Origin of the sequence: Duganella hordei, from assembly GCF_040369125.1 — a bacterium.
In the GTDB taxonomy this organism is placed as follows: domain Bacteria; phylum Pseudomonadota; class Gammaproteobacteria; order Burkholderiales; family Burkholderiaceae_D; genus Rugamonas; species Rugamonas hordei.
On record NZ_BPWI01000002.1, the window covers coordinates 316,088 to 332,110 of the forward strand.

16 protein-coding genes are annotated in these 16,023 nt (G+C 64.3%); 6 read left to right on the forward strand and 10 right to left on the reverse strand.

All coding sequences use genetic code 11. The annotated features are described in order from the left end of the window. Positions 1-221 precede the first annotated feature (221 nt). From argJ to mutT, 3 genes are read left to right on the forward strand one after another with little or no spacing between them, the layout of a single operon-like run. Complete coding sequence (argJ, locus tag ABWW33_RS05675; RefSeq protein ID WP_176654618.1) at positions 222-1,460, forward strand: bifunctional glutamate N-acetyltransferase/amino-acid acetyltransferase ArgJ; 1,239 nt, start codon at positions 222-224, stop codon at positions 1,458-1,460. A 1-nt stretch (position 1,461) separates the two neighbouring features. Beyond that, complete coding sequence (locus ABWW33_RS05680) at positions 1,462-2,334, forward strand: ATP-binding protein (RefSeq protein ID WP_353399837.1); 873 nt, start codon at positions 1,462-1,464, stop codon at positions 2,332-2,334. Then, positions 2,331-2,744: an 8-oxo-dGTP diphosphatase MutT gene (gene mutT, locus ABWW33_RS05685; RefSeq protein ID WP_353399840.1), complete on the forward strand. Its 414-nt coding sequence runs from the start codon at positions 2,331-2,333 to the stop codon at positions 2,742-2,744. Before ABWW33_RS05680 ends, mutT begins: the two co-directional genes overlap by 4 nt. 90 nt (positions 2,745-2,834) lie before the next feature. Here the strand turns inward: mutT and yacG are convergent, their stop codons facing one another. From yacG to ABWW33_RS05710, 5 genes are all read right to left on the reverse strand, one after another. Beyond that, positions 2,835-3,008, reverse strand: coding sequence for a DNA gyrase inhibitor YacG (yacG, locus tag ABWW33_RS05690; protein ID WP_176654615.1), 174 nt, complete (start codon positions 3,006-3,008; stop codon positions 2,835-2,837). Positions 3,009-3,017: 9 nt separating this feature from the next. Continuing rightward, positions 3,018-3,773, reverse strand: a complete 756-nt coding sequence (zapD, locus tag ABWW33_RS05695) for a cell division protein ZapD (RefSeq protein ID WP_176654614.1) — start codon at positions 3,771-3,773, stop codon at positions 3,018-3,020. 89 nt (positions 3,774-3,862) lie between these two features. Then, positions 3,863-4,498: a dephospho-CoA kinase gene (gene coaE / locus ABWW33_RS05700; protein WP_176654613.1), complete on the reverse strand. Its 636-nt coding sequence runs from the start codon at positions 4,496-4,498 to the stop codon at positions 3,863-3,865. A gap of 7 nt (positions 4,499-4,505) precedes the next feature. Further along, positions 4,506-5,375, reverse strand: a complete 870-nt coding sequence (locus ABWW33_RS05705) for a prepilin peptidase (protein ID WP_353399845.1) — start codon at positions 5,373-5,375, stop codon at positions 4,506-4,508. 75 nt (positions 5,376-5,450) lie between these two features. Continuing rightward, complete coding sequence (locus ABWW33_RS05710; protein ID WP_353399848.1) at positions 5,451-6,038, reverse strand: TetR/AcrR family transcriptional regulator; 588 nt, start codon at positions 6,036-6,038, stop codon at positions 5,451-5,453. Positions 6,039-6,163: 125 nt separating this feature from the next. Between ABWW33_RS05710 and ABWW33_RS05715 the strand changes: the two genes are divergently transcribed. Further along, on the forward strand, positions 6,164-6,490 hold the full coding sequence (locus ABWW33_RS05715; protein ID WP_353399851.1) for a histidine kinase: 327 nt from the start codon (positions 6,164-6,166) through the stop codon (positions 6,488-6,490). Here the strand turns inward: ABWW33_RS05715 and ABWW33_RS05720 are convergent. The 4 genes from ABWW33_RS05720 to ABWW33_RS05735 all read right to left on the reverse strand — a co-directional run bounded on the left by ABWW33_RS05720 (position 6,468) and on the right by ABWW33_RS05735 (position 12,505). Next, positions 6,468-7,691 carry a type II secretion system F family protein gene (locus tag ABWW33_RS05720; protein ID WP_353399854.1) on the reverse strand — a complete coding sequence of 408 codons (1,224 nt, stop codon included), beginning with the start codon at positions 7,689-7,691 and terminating at the stop codon, positions 6,468-6,470. The two genes, ABWW33_RS05715 and ABWW33_RS05720, sit on opposite strands and share 23 nt — an antisense overlap. Before the next feature lie 11 nt (positions 7,692-7,702). Next, complete coding sequence (gene pilB / locus ABWW33_RS05725; protein ID WP_176654608.1) at positions 7,703-9,442, reverse strand: type IV-A pilus assembly ATPase PilB; 1,740 nt, start codon at positions 9,440-9,442, stop codon at positions 7,703-7,705. Positions 9,443-9,576: 134 nt separating this feature from the next. After that, on the reverse strand, positions 9,577-10,866 hold the full coding sequence (locus ABWW33_RS05730) for an HlyC/CorC family transporter (protein ID WP_176654607.1): 1,290 nt from the start codon (positions 10,864-10,866) through the stop codon (positions 9,577-9,579). A 130-nt stretch (positions 10,867-10,996) separates the two neighbouring features. Next, entirely contained in the window at positions 10,997-12,505 is a 1,509-nt protein-coding gene (locus ABWW33_RS05735) for a tetratricopeptide repeat protein (protein WP_353399858.1), read from the reverse strand. A 133-nt stretch (positions 12,506-12,638) separates the two neighbouring features. Between ABWW33_RS05735 and ABWW33_RS05740 the strand changes: the two genes are divergently transcribed. Next, a complete protein-coding gene (locus ABWW33_RS05740; RefSeq protein ID WP_353399861.1) occupies positions 12,639-14,591 on the forward strand; it encodes a S9 family peptidase in 1,953 nt (650 codons plus the stop codon). On the opposite strand, the gene uraH is transcribed toward ABWW33_RS05740, so the two are convergent. Next, a complete protein-coding gene (gene uraH / locus ABWW33_RS05745; protein ID WP_176654604.1) occupies positions 14,592-14,945 on the reverse strand; it encodes a hydroxyisourate hydrolase in 354 nt (117 codons plus the stop codon). Between the two features lie 120 nt (positions 14,946-15,065). Here uraH and puuE point away from each other — a divergent pair, with 120 nt between their 5' ends. Next, positions 15,066-16,019 (forward strand): allantoinase PuuE, encoded by a 954-nt coding sequence (gene puuE, locus ABWW33_RS05750; RefSeq protein WP_353399865.1) that lies wholly within the window; start codon positions 15,066-15,068, stop codon positions 16,017-16,019. Positions 16,020-16,023: the final 4 nt, after the last annotated feature.

Consider the following 16,023-nt stretch of genomic DNA (forward strand, 5'->3'; position numbering starts at 1 on the left):
AACGAATTTCCGTACGGCACGAACCGCATTTATTAAAAACCGAACGAGTGTTCTAATTTTCTGTGGTTTTTGCGTTGAAAAATGAATATTTTCTCAACGAAATCATGGGGTTGTACGACATCCATGATGGCCGCCATGCGGCGTCCACTATGCCCCTGCGCAGTTTGCGTCGTCAGGTATTACAATAGCGGCTCCCACTTTCCACCCACGAGATCACTTATATGGCCGTCAATTCCCCTCTGCCCGTCGCCTCCGCCCTGAAGCCTGTAGCCGGCATCGAAATCGGCTTTGCCGAAGCCGGCATCAAGAAGCCGAACCGCAAGGACGTGCTGGTGATGAAGGTGGCGCCGACAGCCACCGTGGCCGGCGTGTTCACGCTGAACCGCTTCTGCGCCGCGCCGGTGCAGATCGCCAAGGCCCACCTGGCGGCGGCCAAGGAAAGCGGCAAGCCGATCGCCGCGCTGCTGATCAACACCGGCAACGCCAACGCCGGCACCGGCGAACTGGGGCTGTCGCTGGCCAATGAAACCTGCGCCGCGCTGGCCGCGCAACTGGGCTGCGACGCGTCGCAGATCCTGCCGTTTTCCACCGGCGTGATCCTCGAGCCGCTGCCGGCCGCCAAGGTCATCGCCGGCCTGCCGCAAGCGGTCGCCGGCCTGAAGGCCGACAACTGGTACAACGCCGCCGAAGCCATCATGACCACCGACACGCAGCCGAAAGCCGGTTCGCGCAGCGTCACCATCGGCGGCCACAGCGTCACCATGAGCGGCATCAGCAAGGGCGCCGGCATGATCAAGCCGAACATGGCGACCATGCTGGGCTACCTGGCGTTCGACGCCAAGGTCGCGCAGCCGGTGCTCGACGTGCTGGTCAAGCAGGTGGCCGACAAGTCGTTCAACTGCATCACCATCGACGGCGACACCTCGACCAACGATTCCTTCATGCTGATCGCCACCGGCGCCGGCTCGCTGGTGATCGATTCGGTGGACTCGCCGGCATACGCCGAGCTGGCGGCCGCCGTCACCGAGCTGTCGCTGTTCCTGGCGCAGGCCATCGTGCGCGACGGCGAAGGCGCCACCAAGTTCATCACCATCACCGTGGAAGAGGGCGCGAGCGTCGAAGAGTGCCGCAAGATCGCCTATTCGATCGGCCATTCGCCGCTGGTCAAGACCGCCTTCTTCGCCTCCGACCCCAACCTGGGCCGCATCCTGGCCGCCATCGGCTACGCCGGCGTCGACGACCTCGATGTCAGCAAGCTGAATATGTACCTGGACGACGTGTGGGTGGCCAAGAACGGCGGCCGCAATCCGGACTACAAGGAGGAGGACGGCCAGCGCGTGATGAAGCAGAGCGAGATCCTGGTGCGCGTCAAGCTGGCGCGCGGCGCGGCGGCGGCCACGGTCTACACCTGCGACCTGTCGCACGACTACGTCAGCATCAACGCCGACTACCGTTCCTAAGATGGCGACGCCTCTCGAACAATTCCTGGTGCGCGCCGAGGCCTTGCTGGCGCGCGTGGAGGCGGTGCTGCCGCAGGCGCCGCGCGAGCCGGACTGGAAGCTGGGCTTCGCTTTCCGCTGGCGCAAGCGCAACGGCGGCGGCGCCAGCTACCTGCAGGCGGTGGCCCACGTGTCGCCGATCGCGCTGGACGACCTGCAGCATATCGGCCCGCAGAAAGAGCAGATCGAACAGAACACCCGCCAGTTCGTGCAGGGCAAGCCGGCCAACAACGTGCTGCTGACGGGCGCGCGCGGCACCGGCAAGTCCTCGCTGATCAAGGCCTGCCTGAACCAGTTCGCCAAGGACGGCCTGCGCCTGATCGAGGTGGACAAGGCCGACCTGGCCGAGCTGCCGGACATCGTCGACATCGTCGCCGGGCGGCCGGAGCGCTTCATCGTCTTCTGCGACGACCTGTCGTTCGAGGAAGGCGAGAGCGGCTACAAGGCGTTGAAGGTGGCGCTGGACGGCAGCATCTCGGCGCAGTCGGACAACGTGCTGATCTACGCCACCTCCAACCGCCGTCACCTGATGCCGGAGCGGATGTCGGATAACATGACATACAAGCACGACGAGGACGGCGACCTGCATCCGGGCGAGACGGTGGAAGAGAAGATTTCGCTGTCCGAGCGCTTCGGCCTGTGGCTGACCTTCTACCCGTTCAAGCAGGACGACTATCTGGCCATCGTCGGCCACTGGCTGTCGTCGCTGGGCTGCAGCGAGGCGCAGATCGAGGCGGCGCGCGCGGACGCCCTGCGCTGGGCCCTGCAGCGCGGCTCGCGCTCGGGGCGCGTGGCGTGGCAGTTCGCCAAGGACTACGCCGGAAAGCAGGCATGAGCGGCGCGGAGGTGAAGGTCAAGCCGGTCGACGTGGCGGTGGGCATCCTGGTCAAGCCGAACGGCGACGTGCTGCTGGGCCAGCGCCCGGCGGGCAAACCGTACGACGGCTACTGGGAGTTCCCCGGCGGGAAAGTCGATCCGGGCGAGACGATACTGCAGGCGCTCAAGCGCGAGTTTGTCGAGGAGCTGGGGCTGACCATCAACAGCGCCGAGGCGTGGTGCGGCGTCGAGTACGTGTACCCGCACGCGCACGTGCGGCTGCATTTCTACATCAGCCGCGACTGGCATGGCGAACCGCAAAGCCTGGAAGGGCAGGCGTTTGCATGGCAGGGAACGGTGGGCGTCGAACCGCTGCTGCCGGCCACGATTCCGTTGCTGGAGTGGCTGGAGCAGGTGCGCTACAGCTAAGAAAAGCGGGGTCAGTTCCGGCAATCGGACACGAGCTCGACAGCGACGCCGTCGAGCTCGTGTCCGATTGCCGGAACTGACCCCGCTGTTTTATTCCTCGTCGAAGGGATCCTTCGGCGGCTCGGCGGGTATGGTGTATTTTTCCTCGGCCCAGGCGCCGAGGTCTATCTGTTTGCAGCGTTCCGAGCAGAACGGGCGATACTTATTCTCTTCCTTCCACTCCACTTTGGCGGAGCAGGTAGGGCAGTCAACTACGGTGGCCATGATCAATCTTCAGAAGTTACAGAGGGTGAGCTCGAATGGTACATCATCTTCCAGCGGCTTGGGTTTCAGGTCGCCGCCCTGGCTGGTAAAGCGCACCCACAACATGTACTTGTTGGCGGAAATTTCCGGGATCGCGCCCAGCGATTCGTCCAGCGTCAGCCGCAGCATCTGGTACACCTTGCCCTGCAACATCTGCTGGTAGCTGCCGGCGACGGCGATCATCTTGACCGGGCCGCCGGAATCGCGCAGCAGGCGCAGCACCAGGCCCAGCGCGTCGAACAGCGGCGCCAGCGGCGCGAACCAGTTGACGATGTCGTTGAAGCGCTGCTCGGCCGGACGCTTTTGCCACGCGTAGTAGGACGGCAGGTCGAATTCGCAGGCGCCGCCCGGAATGATGGTGCGGCCGCGTATGCTCATCAGCCATTCATTGTCGCGCACGTTCTGCCCGGTCTTGCCCTGGGCGGCGACCAGCGCGCTGCTGACGCCGTCCAGCTCGGCCAGGATGGCGTCCAGCGTTTCGGCTTGTACATTGGGATTCATGCGGTAGCCCAGCAGGCTCTGGCGCTGGCGCTCCAGTTCCTGCAGCAGGTCGGACTTCAGGTCGGCGCGGCCGGCCACTTCCAGCATATCGAAGATGGTCGCCAGCGCGACGTGGTGCTGCATGGGATGTTCTTGATGCACAAAGAACTTGAATTTCTCGTACAGATCCTCCAGTCGCAACAACGTGCGGATGCGCTCGTTGAAAGGATATTCGTAGACAATCAAAATAACATCCCTCTGTGTGGTGGACTTGCGATGAATTCTCGTGATTTTGAAGCAAGCGAAGCAAAATTACAAACGTTGCGAAGGTATTGTTACCGTTCTTTTTGAAAATGCCAGCTCATTTCCAAATATAAATGGTGCAGGCGGTCGATTTGGGGCTCCAGCGCCTCGATTCCGCCGCCGTTTTCAATCACGTCGTCCGCCGCGTCCAGCCTTTGCTGGCGGCTGGCTTGCGCCGCCATGATGGCGCGAACCTGCGCTTCGGGCAAATTGTTTCGCGCCATCACGCGCGCAATTTGCACTTCTTCCGGGCAGTCTACCGCAAGGATGCGCGTGACGCGCTCACGCCAGGAACCGGATTCGACCAGCAGCGGCACGGCGAAGATCACGTAGCTGCCGGTGGCCGCTGCGGCCGCGGCCAGCGCGGCGTCGCGGATGCGGGGATGGAGGATGGCTTCCAGCCTGGCTTTGGCGCCGGCGTCGGCAAACACCAGGCTGCGCATGCGCGCGCGGTCGAGCGCGCCGGAGGCGTCGGCAAACCCGGGGCCGAACTCGGCGACGATGGCCGGCATCGCCGCGCCGTGCGGCGCCGTCAGGCTGTGGGCGATCTGGTCGGTGTCGACGATGCTGGCGCCGCGCGCGGCGAACATGTCGGCCACGGTGCTCTTGCCGCTGCCGATGCCGCCGGTCAGGCCGATGGAGAAGGGCAGCGTGGGCAGCGTGTTCATGGCGGGGTCAGGGTACAAAGCTCATCGTGAAGGCGGCGATCGGCGCGCCGTACAGCATGGCGACCAGTCCGGCCGCCGCCAGGTAGGGGCCGAACGGGATCGGGTTGTTGCGGCCGTGCTTGGCGAACACGATCAGCGCGATGCCGACGATGGCGCCCACCACCGACGACAGCAGGATGATGGTCGGCAGCATGGTCCAGCCCATCCACGCGCCCAGCGCGGCCAGCAGCTTGAAGTCACCATAGCCCATGCCTTCCTTGCCTGTCGCCAGCTTGAACAGCCAGTAGATCGACCATAGCACCAGGTAGCCGGCGGCCGCGCCGATGACGGCGTCGCGCAGCGGCACGAAGGTGCCGTTGATGTTCATGATCAGGCCGGCCCACAGCAACGGGTAGGTCAGGTCGTCCGGCAGCAGCTGGGTATCGAAGTCAATGAAGGTCATGGCGATCAGCGCATACAGGAACAGCAGGGTCGACAGGCCGGCCCAGCCGCTGCCGAAGTGCCAGATCATCACGGCGCTCAGCGCGCCCGTCAGCGCCTCGACGGCCGGATAGCGGGCCGAGATCGGCGCCTTGCAGTTGCTGCAGCGGCCGCGCAGCACCAGGTAGCTGACCACCGGGATGTTTTCCAGCGCCGTGATCTGGTGCTTGCAGTGCGGGCAGGCCGAGCGCGGCACCATCAGGTTGTAGCGGTCGGTGTGCGGCAATTGCTTGCCCGATTCGGAGGCGACGTAATTGTCCGATTCGCGCTGCATCATCTTCGGCAGGCGGTGGATCACGACGTTGAGGAAGCTGCCGAACAGCAGGCCGAACAGGCCGGCGATGAGGCTGATGGCCAGGTTGCCGGCGGGGGCGAACAGCAGGGTCGATTCAGGCATAGGAAAGAAGCTCAGGGCCGCAGGATAATCACCAGCCCATAATAAAGCATTACGGCAACATTGCGGCGCCGTTTTTCAAGGCAATCCACCCAGTTCGCCCAGGATGTTGCGCACCGCCGCCAGCACCTCGTCCGACAGCGCCGGATCGGCCTTGGCGACCGCGCGCGCCGCCGCCACGCCGCCTATCATCGCGGCGGCGATCGTCAGTCCGGTCTGGCGCGCGTCGGCTTCCGGCCTGGCCTTGGCGACCTGCCGCTCGAACGCGGTCGCGGTGCGCAGGAAGCCTTCGGCGAAGTGGGCGCTGAGGGCCGCGTCCTGGCGGCCGATCTCGCTGGCCGAGGCCGCCAATGCGCAGCCGCCGGACATGTCGTCGCGGGTGGCGGGGGCCAGGTAATAGTCGAGGAACTCGGCCAGGTCGGGGATGCCGTCCTTGGCGTGCTTGCCCAGCCGCGCGGCCGCTCGCTGCACGCCGTAGCCCAGCGCTTCGGCCGCCAGCGCCTCCTTGGACGGGAAGTGCGCATACAGCGCGCCGTGCGTCAGGCCCGCTTCCTTGCTGATTTCAGCCACGCCGACGCCGTCGATGCCGCGCTCGCGGAACAGGCGGCCGGCCGCCTGCACCAGTGCGTTACGGTTTTCCTCGGCTTTTTCTTTGGTGATGCGCATGGGCAGATTGTAGGTCAAATTGATTACCATCGCAATCAATACGCGTCTTCCCTCGTTGGAGATATGGGCCGCGCCAGCGAGTTATGGCACTGTGATGAACTGCCCCATCCGGCCCGGAGCCGCTCTTGCCTTCCTACTTGATACCGCTATTGTTGCTGGCCTGCGCAGTGCCTTCGGCGCTGCTGCTGGTGTGCATGCGGCGGATGCGGCGGCGGCTGGAGCACCGCGCGCGCGCGGCGGCCGCGCTGCACGATACGCTGCTGCAAAGCATACAGGGCATGATCCTGCGCTTCCAGAGCGTCGCGCACCGCCTGCCGCCCGGCAGCGCCGAGCGGGAGACCATAGAAACCATCCTCGACCAGGCCGACGAGGTGCTGGCCGAGGCGCGCCACCAGATCGTGGCGCTGCGCCGGCCGGAGCCGGCACCGGCTACACCACCGAACCGAGCTTGAAGATCGGCAGGTACATCGCGATCACCAGGCCGCCGATCAGCACGCCCAGGATGACCATGATGGCCGGCTCCATCAGGCTCGACAGCGAGGCCACTGCCTCGTCCACTTCTTCCTCGTAGAAGTCGGCCACCTTGCCCAGCATGGCGTCCAGCGAACCGGACTCCTCGCCGATGGCGACCATCTGCGTCACCATGTTGGGGAACACGTCGGCGTTCTGCATCGCCACCGTCAGGCTGGTGCCGGTGCTGACTTCGTTCTGGATCTTGCGCGTGGCGTCCAGGTACACGGCGTTGCCGGCAGCTCCGCCGACCGAATCGAGCGACTCCACCAGCGGCACGCCGGCGGCGAACATGGTGGCCAGCGTGCGGGTCCAGCGGGCGATGGTGGCCTTGCGGATCACGTCGCCGAACACCGGCAGCTTGAGCAGCAGCTTGTCCATGAAGCGCTGCATCTGCAAGGAGCGCTGCCAGGCGCGGAAGAAGAAGTAGATCCCCGCGAACAGCCCGCCGAAAATCAGGTACCACCAGGTGACGAAGAATTCCGACAGCGCCATCACGAACAGCGTGGGCGCCGGCAGGTTGGCGCCGAAGCTTTTGAACACTTCCTTGAACGCCGGCACCACCCAGATCATGATCACGGCCGTGACGATGAAGGCCACCGCCAGGATCGACACCGGATACATCAGCGCCGACTTGATCTTGGCCTTCATGGCCAGCGTCTTTTCCTTGTAGATCGCCAGCCGCGTCAGCAGGTCTTCCAGGATGCCGGCCTGTTCGCCGGCGCCGACCAGGTTGCAGAACAGCGGATCGAAATACAGCGGGAACTTGCGGAACGCCTGGTTCAGGCTGGTGCCGGTCTCGATATCGGCGCGCAAGTCCATCACCAGCTTGGACACCGACGGATTGGCGTGGCCCTTGCCGACGATGTCGAACGATTGCAGCAGCGGCACGCCGGCCTTCATCATCGTCGCCAGCTGGCGCGTGAACAGCGAGATATCCTTGTCGGTGATTTTCTTGCCGCTGCGGTAGGCCTTTTTCTTGACCTTGGTGACCATGATGCCCTGGCGGCGCAGGGTGACGTTGACCACCGCCTCGCCGCCGGCGCGCAGCTCGCCGCGCACGGTCTTGCCGCTCTTGTCCTTGCCCTCCCAGGCGAAAATCGATTCCTTGACCTGGTGGCCTGCGTTGCCGGATGTCGCCATGGGTATGTTTCCTATTCGTTGGTACAGCCGAGCACTTCTTCGAGGCTGGTCAGACCGTTACGCACTTTCACCAGGCCGGACTGGCGCAGCGACTTCACGCCTTCCTCTTCCGACTTGGCGGCGATTTCCATCGAGTTGCCATGCGCCAGGATGATCGCCTCGATCGCCGGCGAGATCGGCATGATCTGGTAGATGCCGACGCGGCCCTTGTAGCCGCCGCCGTTGCAGCGTTCGCAGCCGACCGGGCCGTACGGCTTCCAGCTGCCGTCGAGCTCGTGTTCCTTGAAGCCGGCCTTGAGCAGCAGGTCGTGCGAAATCTCCACCGGCTGCTTGCAGGTGCACAGCCGGCGCGCCAGCCGCTGGGCGGTGATCAAGATCACCGACGAGGCGATGTTGAACGGCGCCACGCCCATGTTCATCAGCCGCGTCAGGGTCGACGGCGCGTCGTTGGTGTGCAGCGTGGAGAACACCATGTGGCCGGTCTGGGCGGCCTTGATGGCGATGTCGGCCGTTTCCAGGTCGCGGATCTCGCCGACCATGATGATGTCCGGATCCTGGCGCAGGAAGGACTTCAGCGCCACCGGGAAGGTCAGGCCGGCCTTGTCGTTGACGTTGACCTGGTTCACGCCCGGCAGGTTGATCTCGGCCGGATCCTCGGCGGTGGAAATGTTGATGCCGGGCTTGTTGATGACGTTCAGGCAGGTGTACAGCGACACGGTCTTGCCCGAGCCGGTCGGGCCCGTCACCAGCACCATGCCGTACGGGCGCTGGATGGCGTCGAGCAGCAATTCCTTCTGGTCCGGATCGTAGCCGAGCGCGTCGATGCCCATCTGGGCCTGGGTCGCGTCCAGGATGCGCATGACGGTCTTCTCGCCGAACAGCGTCGGCAGGGTCGAGATGCGCAGGTCGATGGTCTTGGTCGGCGACACGATCAGGCGCATGCGGCCGTCCTGCGGGATGCGCTTTTCCGAGATGTCCAGCTTGGCCAGCACCTTGATGCGCGACACCAGCTTTTCCTTGATCGAGATCGGCGGCTGGGCGTGCTCCATCAGCACGCCGTCGACGCGGAAGCGCACGCGGTAGAATTTTTCGAACGGTTCGAAGTGCAAGTCCGAGGCGCCCATGTTGACGGCGTCCATCAGCATCTTGTTGAGGAAGCGCACCACCGGCGCGTCCTCGACGTCGTTGGCGCCGGCGTCGGCCGCCGCCGAGGCCGCCGCGGCGGCGTCTTCCTCTTCGGCGAACTGGATGTCGGCCTCGTCGCCGGCCAGGTCGCTGATGCTTTGCTCGCTGGTCTTGTTCAGCCTGGCCAGCAGCTGCAGCAGCGCGTCATGCGGGACGATGACGGGTTCGACCGTCGACTCGGTCTGGAATTTGATCTGGTCCAGCGCTTGTATATTGGTCGGATCGGAAATCGCCACCGACATCTTGTTGCCGCGCTTGGCCAGCGCGATCACGCGCTGCGCCTGCATCAGCTTGTTGTCGATGATCTTGGCCGGCAGCGCCTCGACGTTCAGCGCCTGCACGTCCATCATCGGATAGGCGAAGGTTTCGGAACAGAAGGTGGCCAGCGCGCGCGAGTCGATCGCGCCGCTGGCCAGCAGCACGTCGATAAACGCCAGTTTCTCGCCCACGGCTTTTTTTTGCAGCGCCTCGGCCTGGACGGCGGAAAGGCGTCCCGCTTGCAGCAATGCGCGTGCCAACCCCGGCATCGGGGCGCCTGGCGCGGCGTTGGGTAGGACTGCTGCCATAGAAGCGTTCGTCGGATGGAGGAGGGCGGATCACGGAATGATGCTCTCAGGCATCATATTTGTAAAGCCGTTTGTCGCTCCCAAGAAACGATTGTACTCCGCAATGTTGCTTAAGCCCACGCGATTGATGCGGATTAGTGACTGCGTTTGCTACCCGGACGTATCAATTTGACGACTTTGATGGCCTGGTCGTGGACTTGCACCACTTCGATGATGCACTGGTCGATTTTGATGCTGATCGGCGCGTCCGGGATTTCCTGCAACAGCTCGAGCAGCATGCCGTTCAGCGTCTTCGGGCCGTCCAGCGGGAAGTTCAGGCCCAGGCGTTTGTTGACGTCGCGCAGCGCCGTCGAGCCTTCCAGCAGGCATTCTCCCTGCTCGTTCCAGCCGAAGGTGTCGGCGCGCGCGGCGCCCGGCATCGATGTCGTAAATTCACCGATCATTTCCTCGATGATATCGTCCAGCGTGACCAGGCCCTGCACCTCGCCGTACTCGTCGACGATGATGCCCAGGCGTTCCTTGTTCTCCTGGAAGTACTGCAACTGGGTGAACACGCCGGTGTCCTGCGGGATGAAGTAGGGCGTGGTCAGCAGTTCGCGGAAATGCTCGACGGTCAGCTCGTCCTCCTGGTTCAGCAGCGCCACCGCCTTGCGCACGTGCAGGATGCCGATGATGCGGTTGATCTCGCCTTCATAGACGGGCAGCTTGTTGTGGTAGCAGGTGGTCAGCTCGCGCTTGATTTCGTCGACGGTCAGTTCCAGGTTCAGCGCCTCGATCTGCGAGCGCGGCGTCATGATGTCCTCGACCGAGATGGTTTCCAGGTCGAACAGGTTGAGCAGGATGCTCTTGTGCTTTTGCGGGATGAAGTTGCCGCCCTCGAGCACGATCGAGCGCAGCTCTTCCGGCGACAGGCGGGCCTCGTGCGCGTGTGCGCCGGCCTTGATGCGGAAAGCCTTGAGCACGATGGAGACGAACAGGTTGACGAACCAGATCACCGGCTTGGCCAGGGTCATCAGCGGTTTCAGCACCATGCTGGTCGGCAGCGCGATTTTTTCCGGGAAGGTGGCGCCCAGCACTTTCGGCGAGATCTCGGCGAACACGATCAGCAGGAAGGCCACCACGCCGGTGGAGATGGTGATGACGTTGTCGTCGTGGCCGAAGGTCTGGATGGCGATGGCGGTGACCAGCGCGGTGGCCATGGCGTTGATCAGCGTATTGGCGATCAGCACCAGCGACAGCAGCTTATCGGTGCGGTCGAGCAGCCACAGCGTGGTGATGGCGCGGCGGCTGCCGCGTTTGGCCATGTGGCGCAAACGATAGCGGTTGGCCGCCATCAGGGCGGTTTCGGCCATGGCGAAGAAGGCCGAGCACAATATCAGGAGGGCGAGCGCAAGAAATTGCACCCAAAACGGCACGGTATCCAAGGGTCACCGTAAAGAATCTTGCATGGGAAACTGGTCGGCCTGATCACGGCGCCGGCCCAGACGGCATGGCCCAAAACGCGGCCACAGAGCTACGGATTCTAAGGCAAGCCCGGCTGACATGCAAGTTTGCCTATGTTGCTTTCCTCAGCATCAAGGCGAGGGCGGCGATGGGGGCGCCGTTTTCCTGGCGGGCCGACAGCGGTTCCGCGGCGAGGATGTCGAAGCCGTGGGCGGCGGCCAGGCGCTTTATATATGGCAGCATGTGGGCGTAGCGGTTGGAGGGACGCAAGACGTAATCCGCGCCGTCGCCGGCCTCTACCGTGAAGCAGAAGTGGCCGCCGGGCCGCAGCGCGCCCCGCACGCCGTTGAATACCGGCGCCAGGTCGCCGATGTAGACGAACACGTCGGCCGCCACCGCCAGGTCCCAGGCCTGCCGCTGGCCGTCCAGCCAGGTCGCGACGTCGTCGCAGGCCAGCTGGTCGTACAGGCCGCGCGCGGCCGCCTTGTCCAGCATCTGCTGCGACAGGTCGACGCCGGCCAAGCTGCGCGAGTAGGCCTTCAAGTAGGAGCCGCAGAGGCCGGTGCCGCAGCCGAGGTCCAGCGTATCGAGGCCGGCGGTGCCCACGGTGCGGCGTATCAGGCCGTCCAGGTAGGCCGGCGTCTGGTAGTCCAGCACTTCCACCAGGTGCTGGTCGAAGTGGTTGGCGTACTGGTCGAACAGCGAACGCACGTATTCGGCCGGCAGCGCCGCCGGCGTGTCGCCCACGCCCACCGAGGCCAGCGCGAAGGCGATGGTTTCCGGATTGTCGCCATGCGCCAGCGCGGCGCGGTAGGCGGCGACGGCGTCGTCGTTGCGGCCCATCGAGCGCAGCGTGTTGCCGCGGTGGTAGTGCGCCAGCGCGTAATCCGGCTTGAGTTCCAGCGCGCGGTCGTAGCTGTCCAGCGCGGCGCCGAATTCGCCCAGCCGCTGCAAGGCCGCGCCTTGCCCGCTGTACGCTTCGGCCCAGCGCGGCCGCAGATGGATGGCGCGGTCGAAGCTCTCCACCGCCTCAGGCAGCAGGCGCAGGCAGTGCAGCGCGTTGCCGCGCGCGAACCAGGCGTCGGCGTTGCGGTCGTGGATGTGCAGCGCGTTTTCCGCCGCGCCCAGCGCGTCCAGGTAGCGGCCCAGGTCCTGCAGCACGATGGCGCGGTTGCAGTGCGCTTCGGCGTACTTCGGCTGGATGTCCAGCGCGCGCTGGTAGCTGAGCAGCGCCTCGTCCGGCCGTCCCAGCTTGCGCAGGGCGTTGCCGCGATTGCTCCACGCCATCGCGTAGTCTGCCTGCAGGGCTATCGCACGGTCGTGGCTGGCCAAGGCTTCGTCGGCACGGCCGGAGTCGAGCAGCGCGACGCCGAGGTTGCAATGGGCCTTGGCCTGCGATGCGTCGACGGCGATGGCCTGCGAGATGAGTGCGATGGCCGTTTGCGCATCGCCGGACTGGCGCGCGATCACGCCCAGCAGGTGCAGGGCGTCGAATTGCGCGGGGTCGAGTTCCAGTACCTGGCGGTACAGCGCTTGCGCCGGTTCCAGCAGGCCCTGCTGATGCAGCGCCACGGCTTGTTGCAGAAAAGACGCGGTCAGCGCCGAGTGGGATCCATTCATAGTGCGCATCTTAGCCGATGGCGCATCCGCATGCCTGAATTCTCTCCAAATATTGCAATATGAAAACATTGTATGGCGTGATAGCATTTCAGGCAATATCATTTCCCGGAGCCAGTCGATCATGCGCTTGAAATTGCCGTTAGCCTTAGCCATCAGCGCGATATCGCCTGCATTGGCCCACGCCCAGGCCGCGCCCGGGCTGATACCGATCGAGAGCTTCGTGCGCGAAGACCAGTACTTCAATCCGAAGATGTCGCCCGACGGCAAGCATCTGGCGGTAACGGTGCGCACGCCCGTGGGCAAGCGCACGATACCGATGGTGACTTTCTACAGCCTGCCGGACCTGAAGCTGGAAAGCACGATACGCATGCCGCTGTTCTCGGTGCCGGTGAGTTACCAGTGGGTCAGCAACACGCGCCTGGTGGTGGAAAAGGGCATAGAGGTTGGCTCGCGCGAAGCGCCGCGCGCGACAGGGGAGGTGCTGGCGATGGACTTCGACGGCACCAACCAGGCCTATCTGTACGGCCATGAAATGACCACCTATTCCAAACAGGGCGGACGCTACGGCAACGACTGGGGCTACGCCTCTCCAGCCTACTTCCCCGATACCCGCAACGACCATGTGCAGCTGGGGACCTACCTCTGGCGCAACGAGGCCAGCTCGCTGTACGACGTCGATACCCGCTCGGCCATCCGCAAGGAACTCACGACCATTCCGGTCGCCAACGCCACCTTCGTCGTACAGAACGACGGCAAGCCCCGTTTCGTCATCGCCACCGACGAACAGAATTACCTCAAGCTGTGGCGCTATAGCGACGCCACCGGCAAATGGGCGATGGTCGAGGAGAAGCCTGGCTCGCGCCTGTCGCCGAATGATTTCAGCGCGGACAACAAGGAGTTCCTGGCTTGGTACTCGGAACATGGCGGTCCGTCCAAGCTGGTGCGCCAGAAACTGGACAGCGACGAGCGCCGTGTGGTGGCCGAAGACGAAATCGGCAGCATCGACCGGGTGATGCACGCATCGAGCCATGCCTTGCCGGTCGCCGCGTTCACGCACACGGGCCGTCCGCGCGTGATCTACCTGGAGCCGTCGCATCCTGACGTGGCGCTGCACCAGGCGTTGAGTGCCCAGTTCCCCGATGCGACCGTCAATCTGGTCAGCGCCACGGACGACGGCTCCAAGCTGCTGGCGTTTGTCCACAGCGACCGCGATCCGGGCGTGGTTTATCTGTACGACCGCAAAGCCAACAAGGCCGACCAGCTGTATGTGTCTATGGGCGGCATCGACCCGGACCAGATGGCGCCGCGCCGTCCAATCAAATTCAAGGCGCGCGACGGTTTGCTGCTTGAGGGCTACCTGACCCTGCCCAAGCTGGCCAGCGGCGCCAAGCCGCCGCTGATCCTGCTGCCGCACGGTGGCCCGCACGGCCTGTTCGATACCTGGTACTTCGACACCGACGCGCAGTTCCTGGCCAGCCGCGGCTATGCCGTGCTGCAGGTGAATTATCGCGGTTCCGGCGGGCGCGGCGAGCACTTCAAGACGCTGGGCTACCGCGAGTGGGGCGGCAAGATACTCGACGACCTGGTCGATGGCGTGAAATGGACCGTGGCCCAGGGAGAGGTGGACGGCACGCGGATGTGCGCCTACGGCGGCAGTTTCGGCGCCTACGCCGCCCTGATGCTGGCCTCGCGCGAGCCGGATATGTTCAAGTGCGCGGTAGGCTATGCCGGCATCTACGAGTTGCCGCTGCTGCACAAGGAAGACCAGGTGAAGGGCAACTCACGCATGTCCAGTACTTTTGTCCGCTACATCGGCGAGGATGCGGCCGAACTGGCGCGTTATTCGCCGGCGCAGCACGCGGCCAGCATCAAGGCCGGCGTGCTGCTGATCCATGGCGGACACGATGAAACCGCCCCCAAGGAGCACGCGTTCCTGATGAAGGAGGCGCTGGAGAAGGCCGGCCATGCGCCGGAGTGGTACTACGTGGACTACGAAGGCCACGGCTTCTACGACACCGAAAACCAGACCGAGGTCTACAAGCGGCTGGAAGCCTTCTTCGCCAAATATCTGGGCAAGCCGAAGTAATCAGCTGCCGCGATAGGTCGAATACGCCCACGGCGAGACGACCAGCGGCACGTGGTAGTTCTGGTCGGCGCTGGCGATACCGAACGCCAGCGTCACCTCGTCGATAAAGCGCGGCTCCGGCAGGTCGACGCCGCGCGCCGCGAAGTATTCCCCCGCACCGAACACCAGCTCATACTTCCCCGGTTTCATCGTCTCGCCTTCCAGCAGCGGCACCGCGCAGCGGCCGTCGGCGTTGGTGACGTCGGTCTTCAGCAGCTCGCGGCCTTGCGCCGTCACCGCATACAGCGCCACCTTGACGCCTGCGCCAGGCTTGCCGACTGTGATATCCAAAACGTGTGTGCTGAGCTTGCCCATGATTAGTCCCCGTTAGTCCTATATGTTTAAGTGATAAGTAGCTATTGCACAAATCATATACCGGCATGGTTCGACGCATATATGATTGCAGATATATTCCTCATAGACTCGCTTGCGCCAATGACCACTTACGACAACTACCCGCGCGACCTGATCGGTTACGGCCCGAAACCACCCCACGCCCAGTGGCCCGACCAGGCCCGCGTGGCCCTGCAGTTCGTGCTGAACTACGAAGAAGGCGGCGAAAACAACGTGTTGCACGGCGACGCCGGTTCCGAGACCTTCCTGTCCGAGATCATCGGCGCGGCCTCGTTCAGCAACCGCCACATGAGCATGGAATCGATCTACGAGTACGGCTCGCGCGCCGGCTTGTGGCGTTTGCTGCGCATGTTCGAGGAGCGCAAGCTGCCGCTGACGATCTTCGGCGTGGCGATGGCGCTCAAGCGCCATCCCGACGCGGTGGCCGCGTTCAAGGACCTGGGCCACGAAATCGCCTGCCACGGCCTGCGCTGGATCACCTACCAGAACATGGACGAGGCCACCGAGCGCGCCCACATGAAGGAAGCGGTCGAGATCATCCGCGACCTGACCGGCAGCGCGCCGCAGGGCTGGTACACCGGCCGCGACTCGCCGCAGACCAAGCGCCTGGTGGTCGAACACGGCGGCTTCCGTTACGACGCCGACAACTACAGCGACGACCTGCCGTTCTGGCAGAAGGTCGACTACACCGACGCCGAAGGCCGCGCCGCCGTCGCGCCGCAGCTGATCGTGCCGTACACGCTGGACACCAACGACATGCGCTTCGCCGCCGCCCAGGGCTTCAACTCCGGCACCCAGTTCTTCGACTACCTGAAGGACGCCTTCGACGTGCTGTACGCCGAGGGCGACCCCAACGGACTGAATCAGCCGAAGATGCTGTCGATCGGCCTGCACTGCCGCATCGTCGGCCGCCCGGCGCGCGCCGCCGCGCTGGCGCGCTTCCTCGACTACGTGCAAAAGCACGATAATGTCTGGATCACGCGCCGCATCGATATCGCCGAACACTGGCGCAAAACACATCCATACGCAGCTTGAGGCC

Bases quoted from the DNA above. Each gene is read 5' to 3' on its own strand.
- argJ (WP_176654618.1), top strand. From the start codon at position 222: ATGGCCGTCAATTCCCCTCTGCCCGTCGCCTCCGCCCTGAAGCCTGTA.
- ABWW33_RS05680 (WP_353399837.1), top strand. From the start codon at position 1,462: ATGGCGACGCCTCTCGAACAATTCCTGGTGCGCGCCGAGGCCTTGCTG.
- mutT (WP_353399840.1), top strand. From the start codon at position 2,331: ATGAGCGGCGCGGAGGTGAAGGTCAAGCCGGTCGACGTGGCGGTGGGC.
- yacG (WP_176654615.1), bottom strand. From the start codon at position 3,008: ATGGCCACCGTAGTTGACTGCCCTACCTGCTCCGCCAAAGTGGAGTGG.
- coaE (WP_176654613.1), bottom strand. From the start codon at position 4,498: ATGAACACGCTGCCCACGCTGCCCTTCTCCATCGGCCTGACCGGCGGC.
- ABWW33_RS05705 (WP_353399845.1), bottom strand. From the start codon at position 5,375: ATGCCTGAATCGACCCTGCTGTTCGCCCCCGCCGGCAACCTGGCCATC.
- ABWW33_RS05710 (WP_353399848.1), bottom strand. From the start codon at position 6,038: ATGCGCATCACCAAAGAAAAAGCCGAGGAAAACCGTAACGCACTGGTG.
- ABWW33_RS05720 (WP_353399854.1), bottom strand. From the start codon at position 7,691: ATGGCGACATCCGGCAACGCAGGCCACCAGGTCAAGGAATCGATTTTC.
- pilB (WP_176654608.1), bottom strand. From the start codon at position 9,442: ATGGCAGCAGTCCTACCCAACGCCGCGCCAGGCGCCCCGATGCCGGGG.
- ABWW33_RS05735 (WP_353399858.1), bottom strand. From the start codon at position 12,505: ATGAATGGATCCCACTCGGCGCTGACCGCGTCTTTTCTGCAACAAGCC.
- uraH (WP_176654604.1), bottom strand. From the start codon at position 14,945: ATGGGCAAGCTCAGCACACACGTTTTGGATATCACAGTCGGCAAGCCT.
- puuE (WP_353399865.1), top strand. From the start codon at position 15,066: ATGACCACTTACGACAACTACCCGCGCGACCTGATCGGTTACGGCCCG.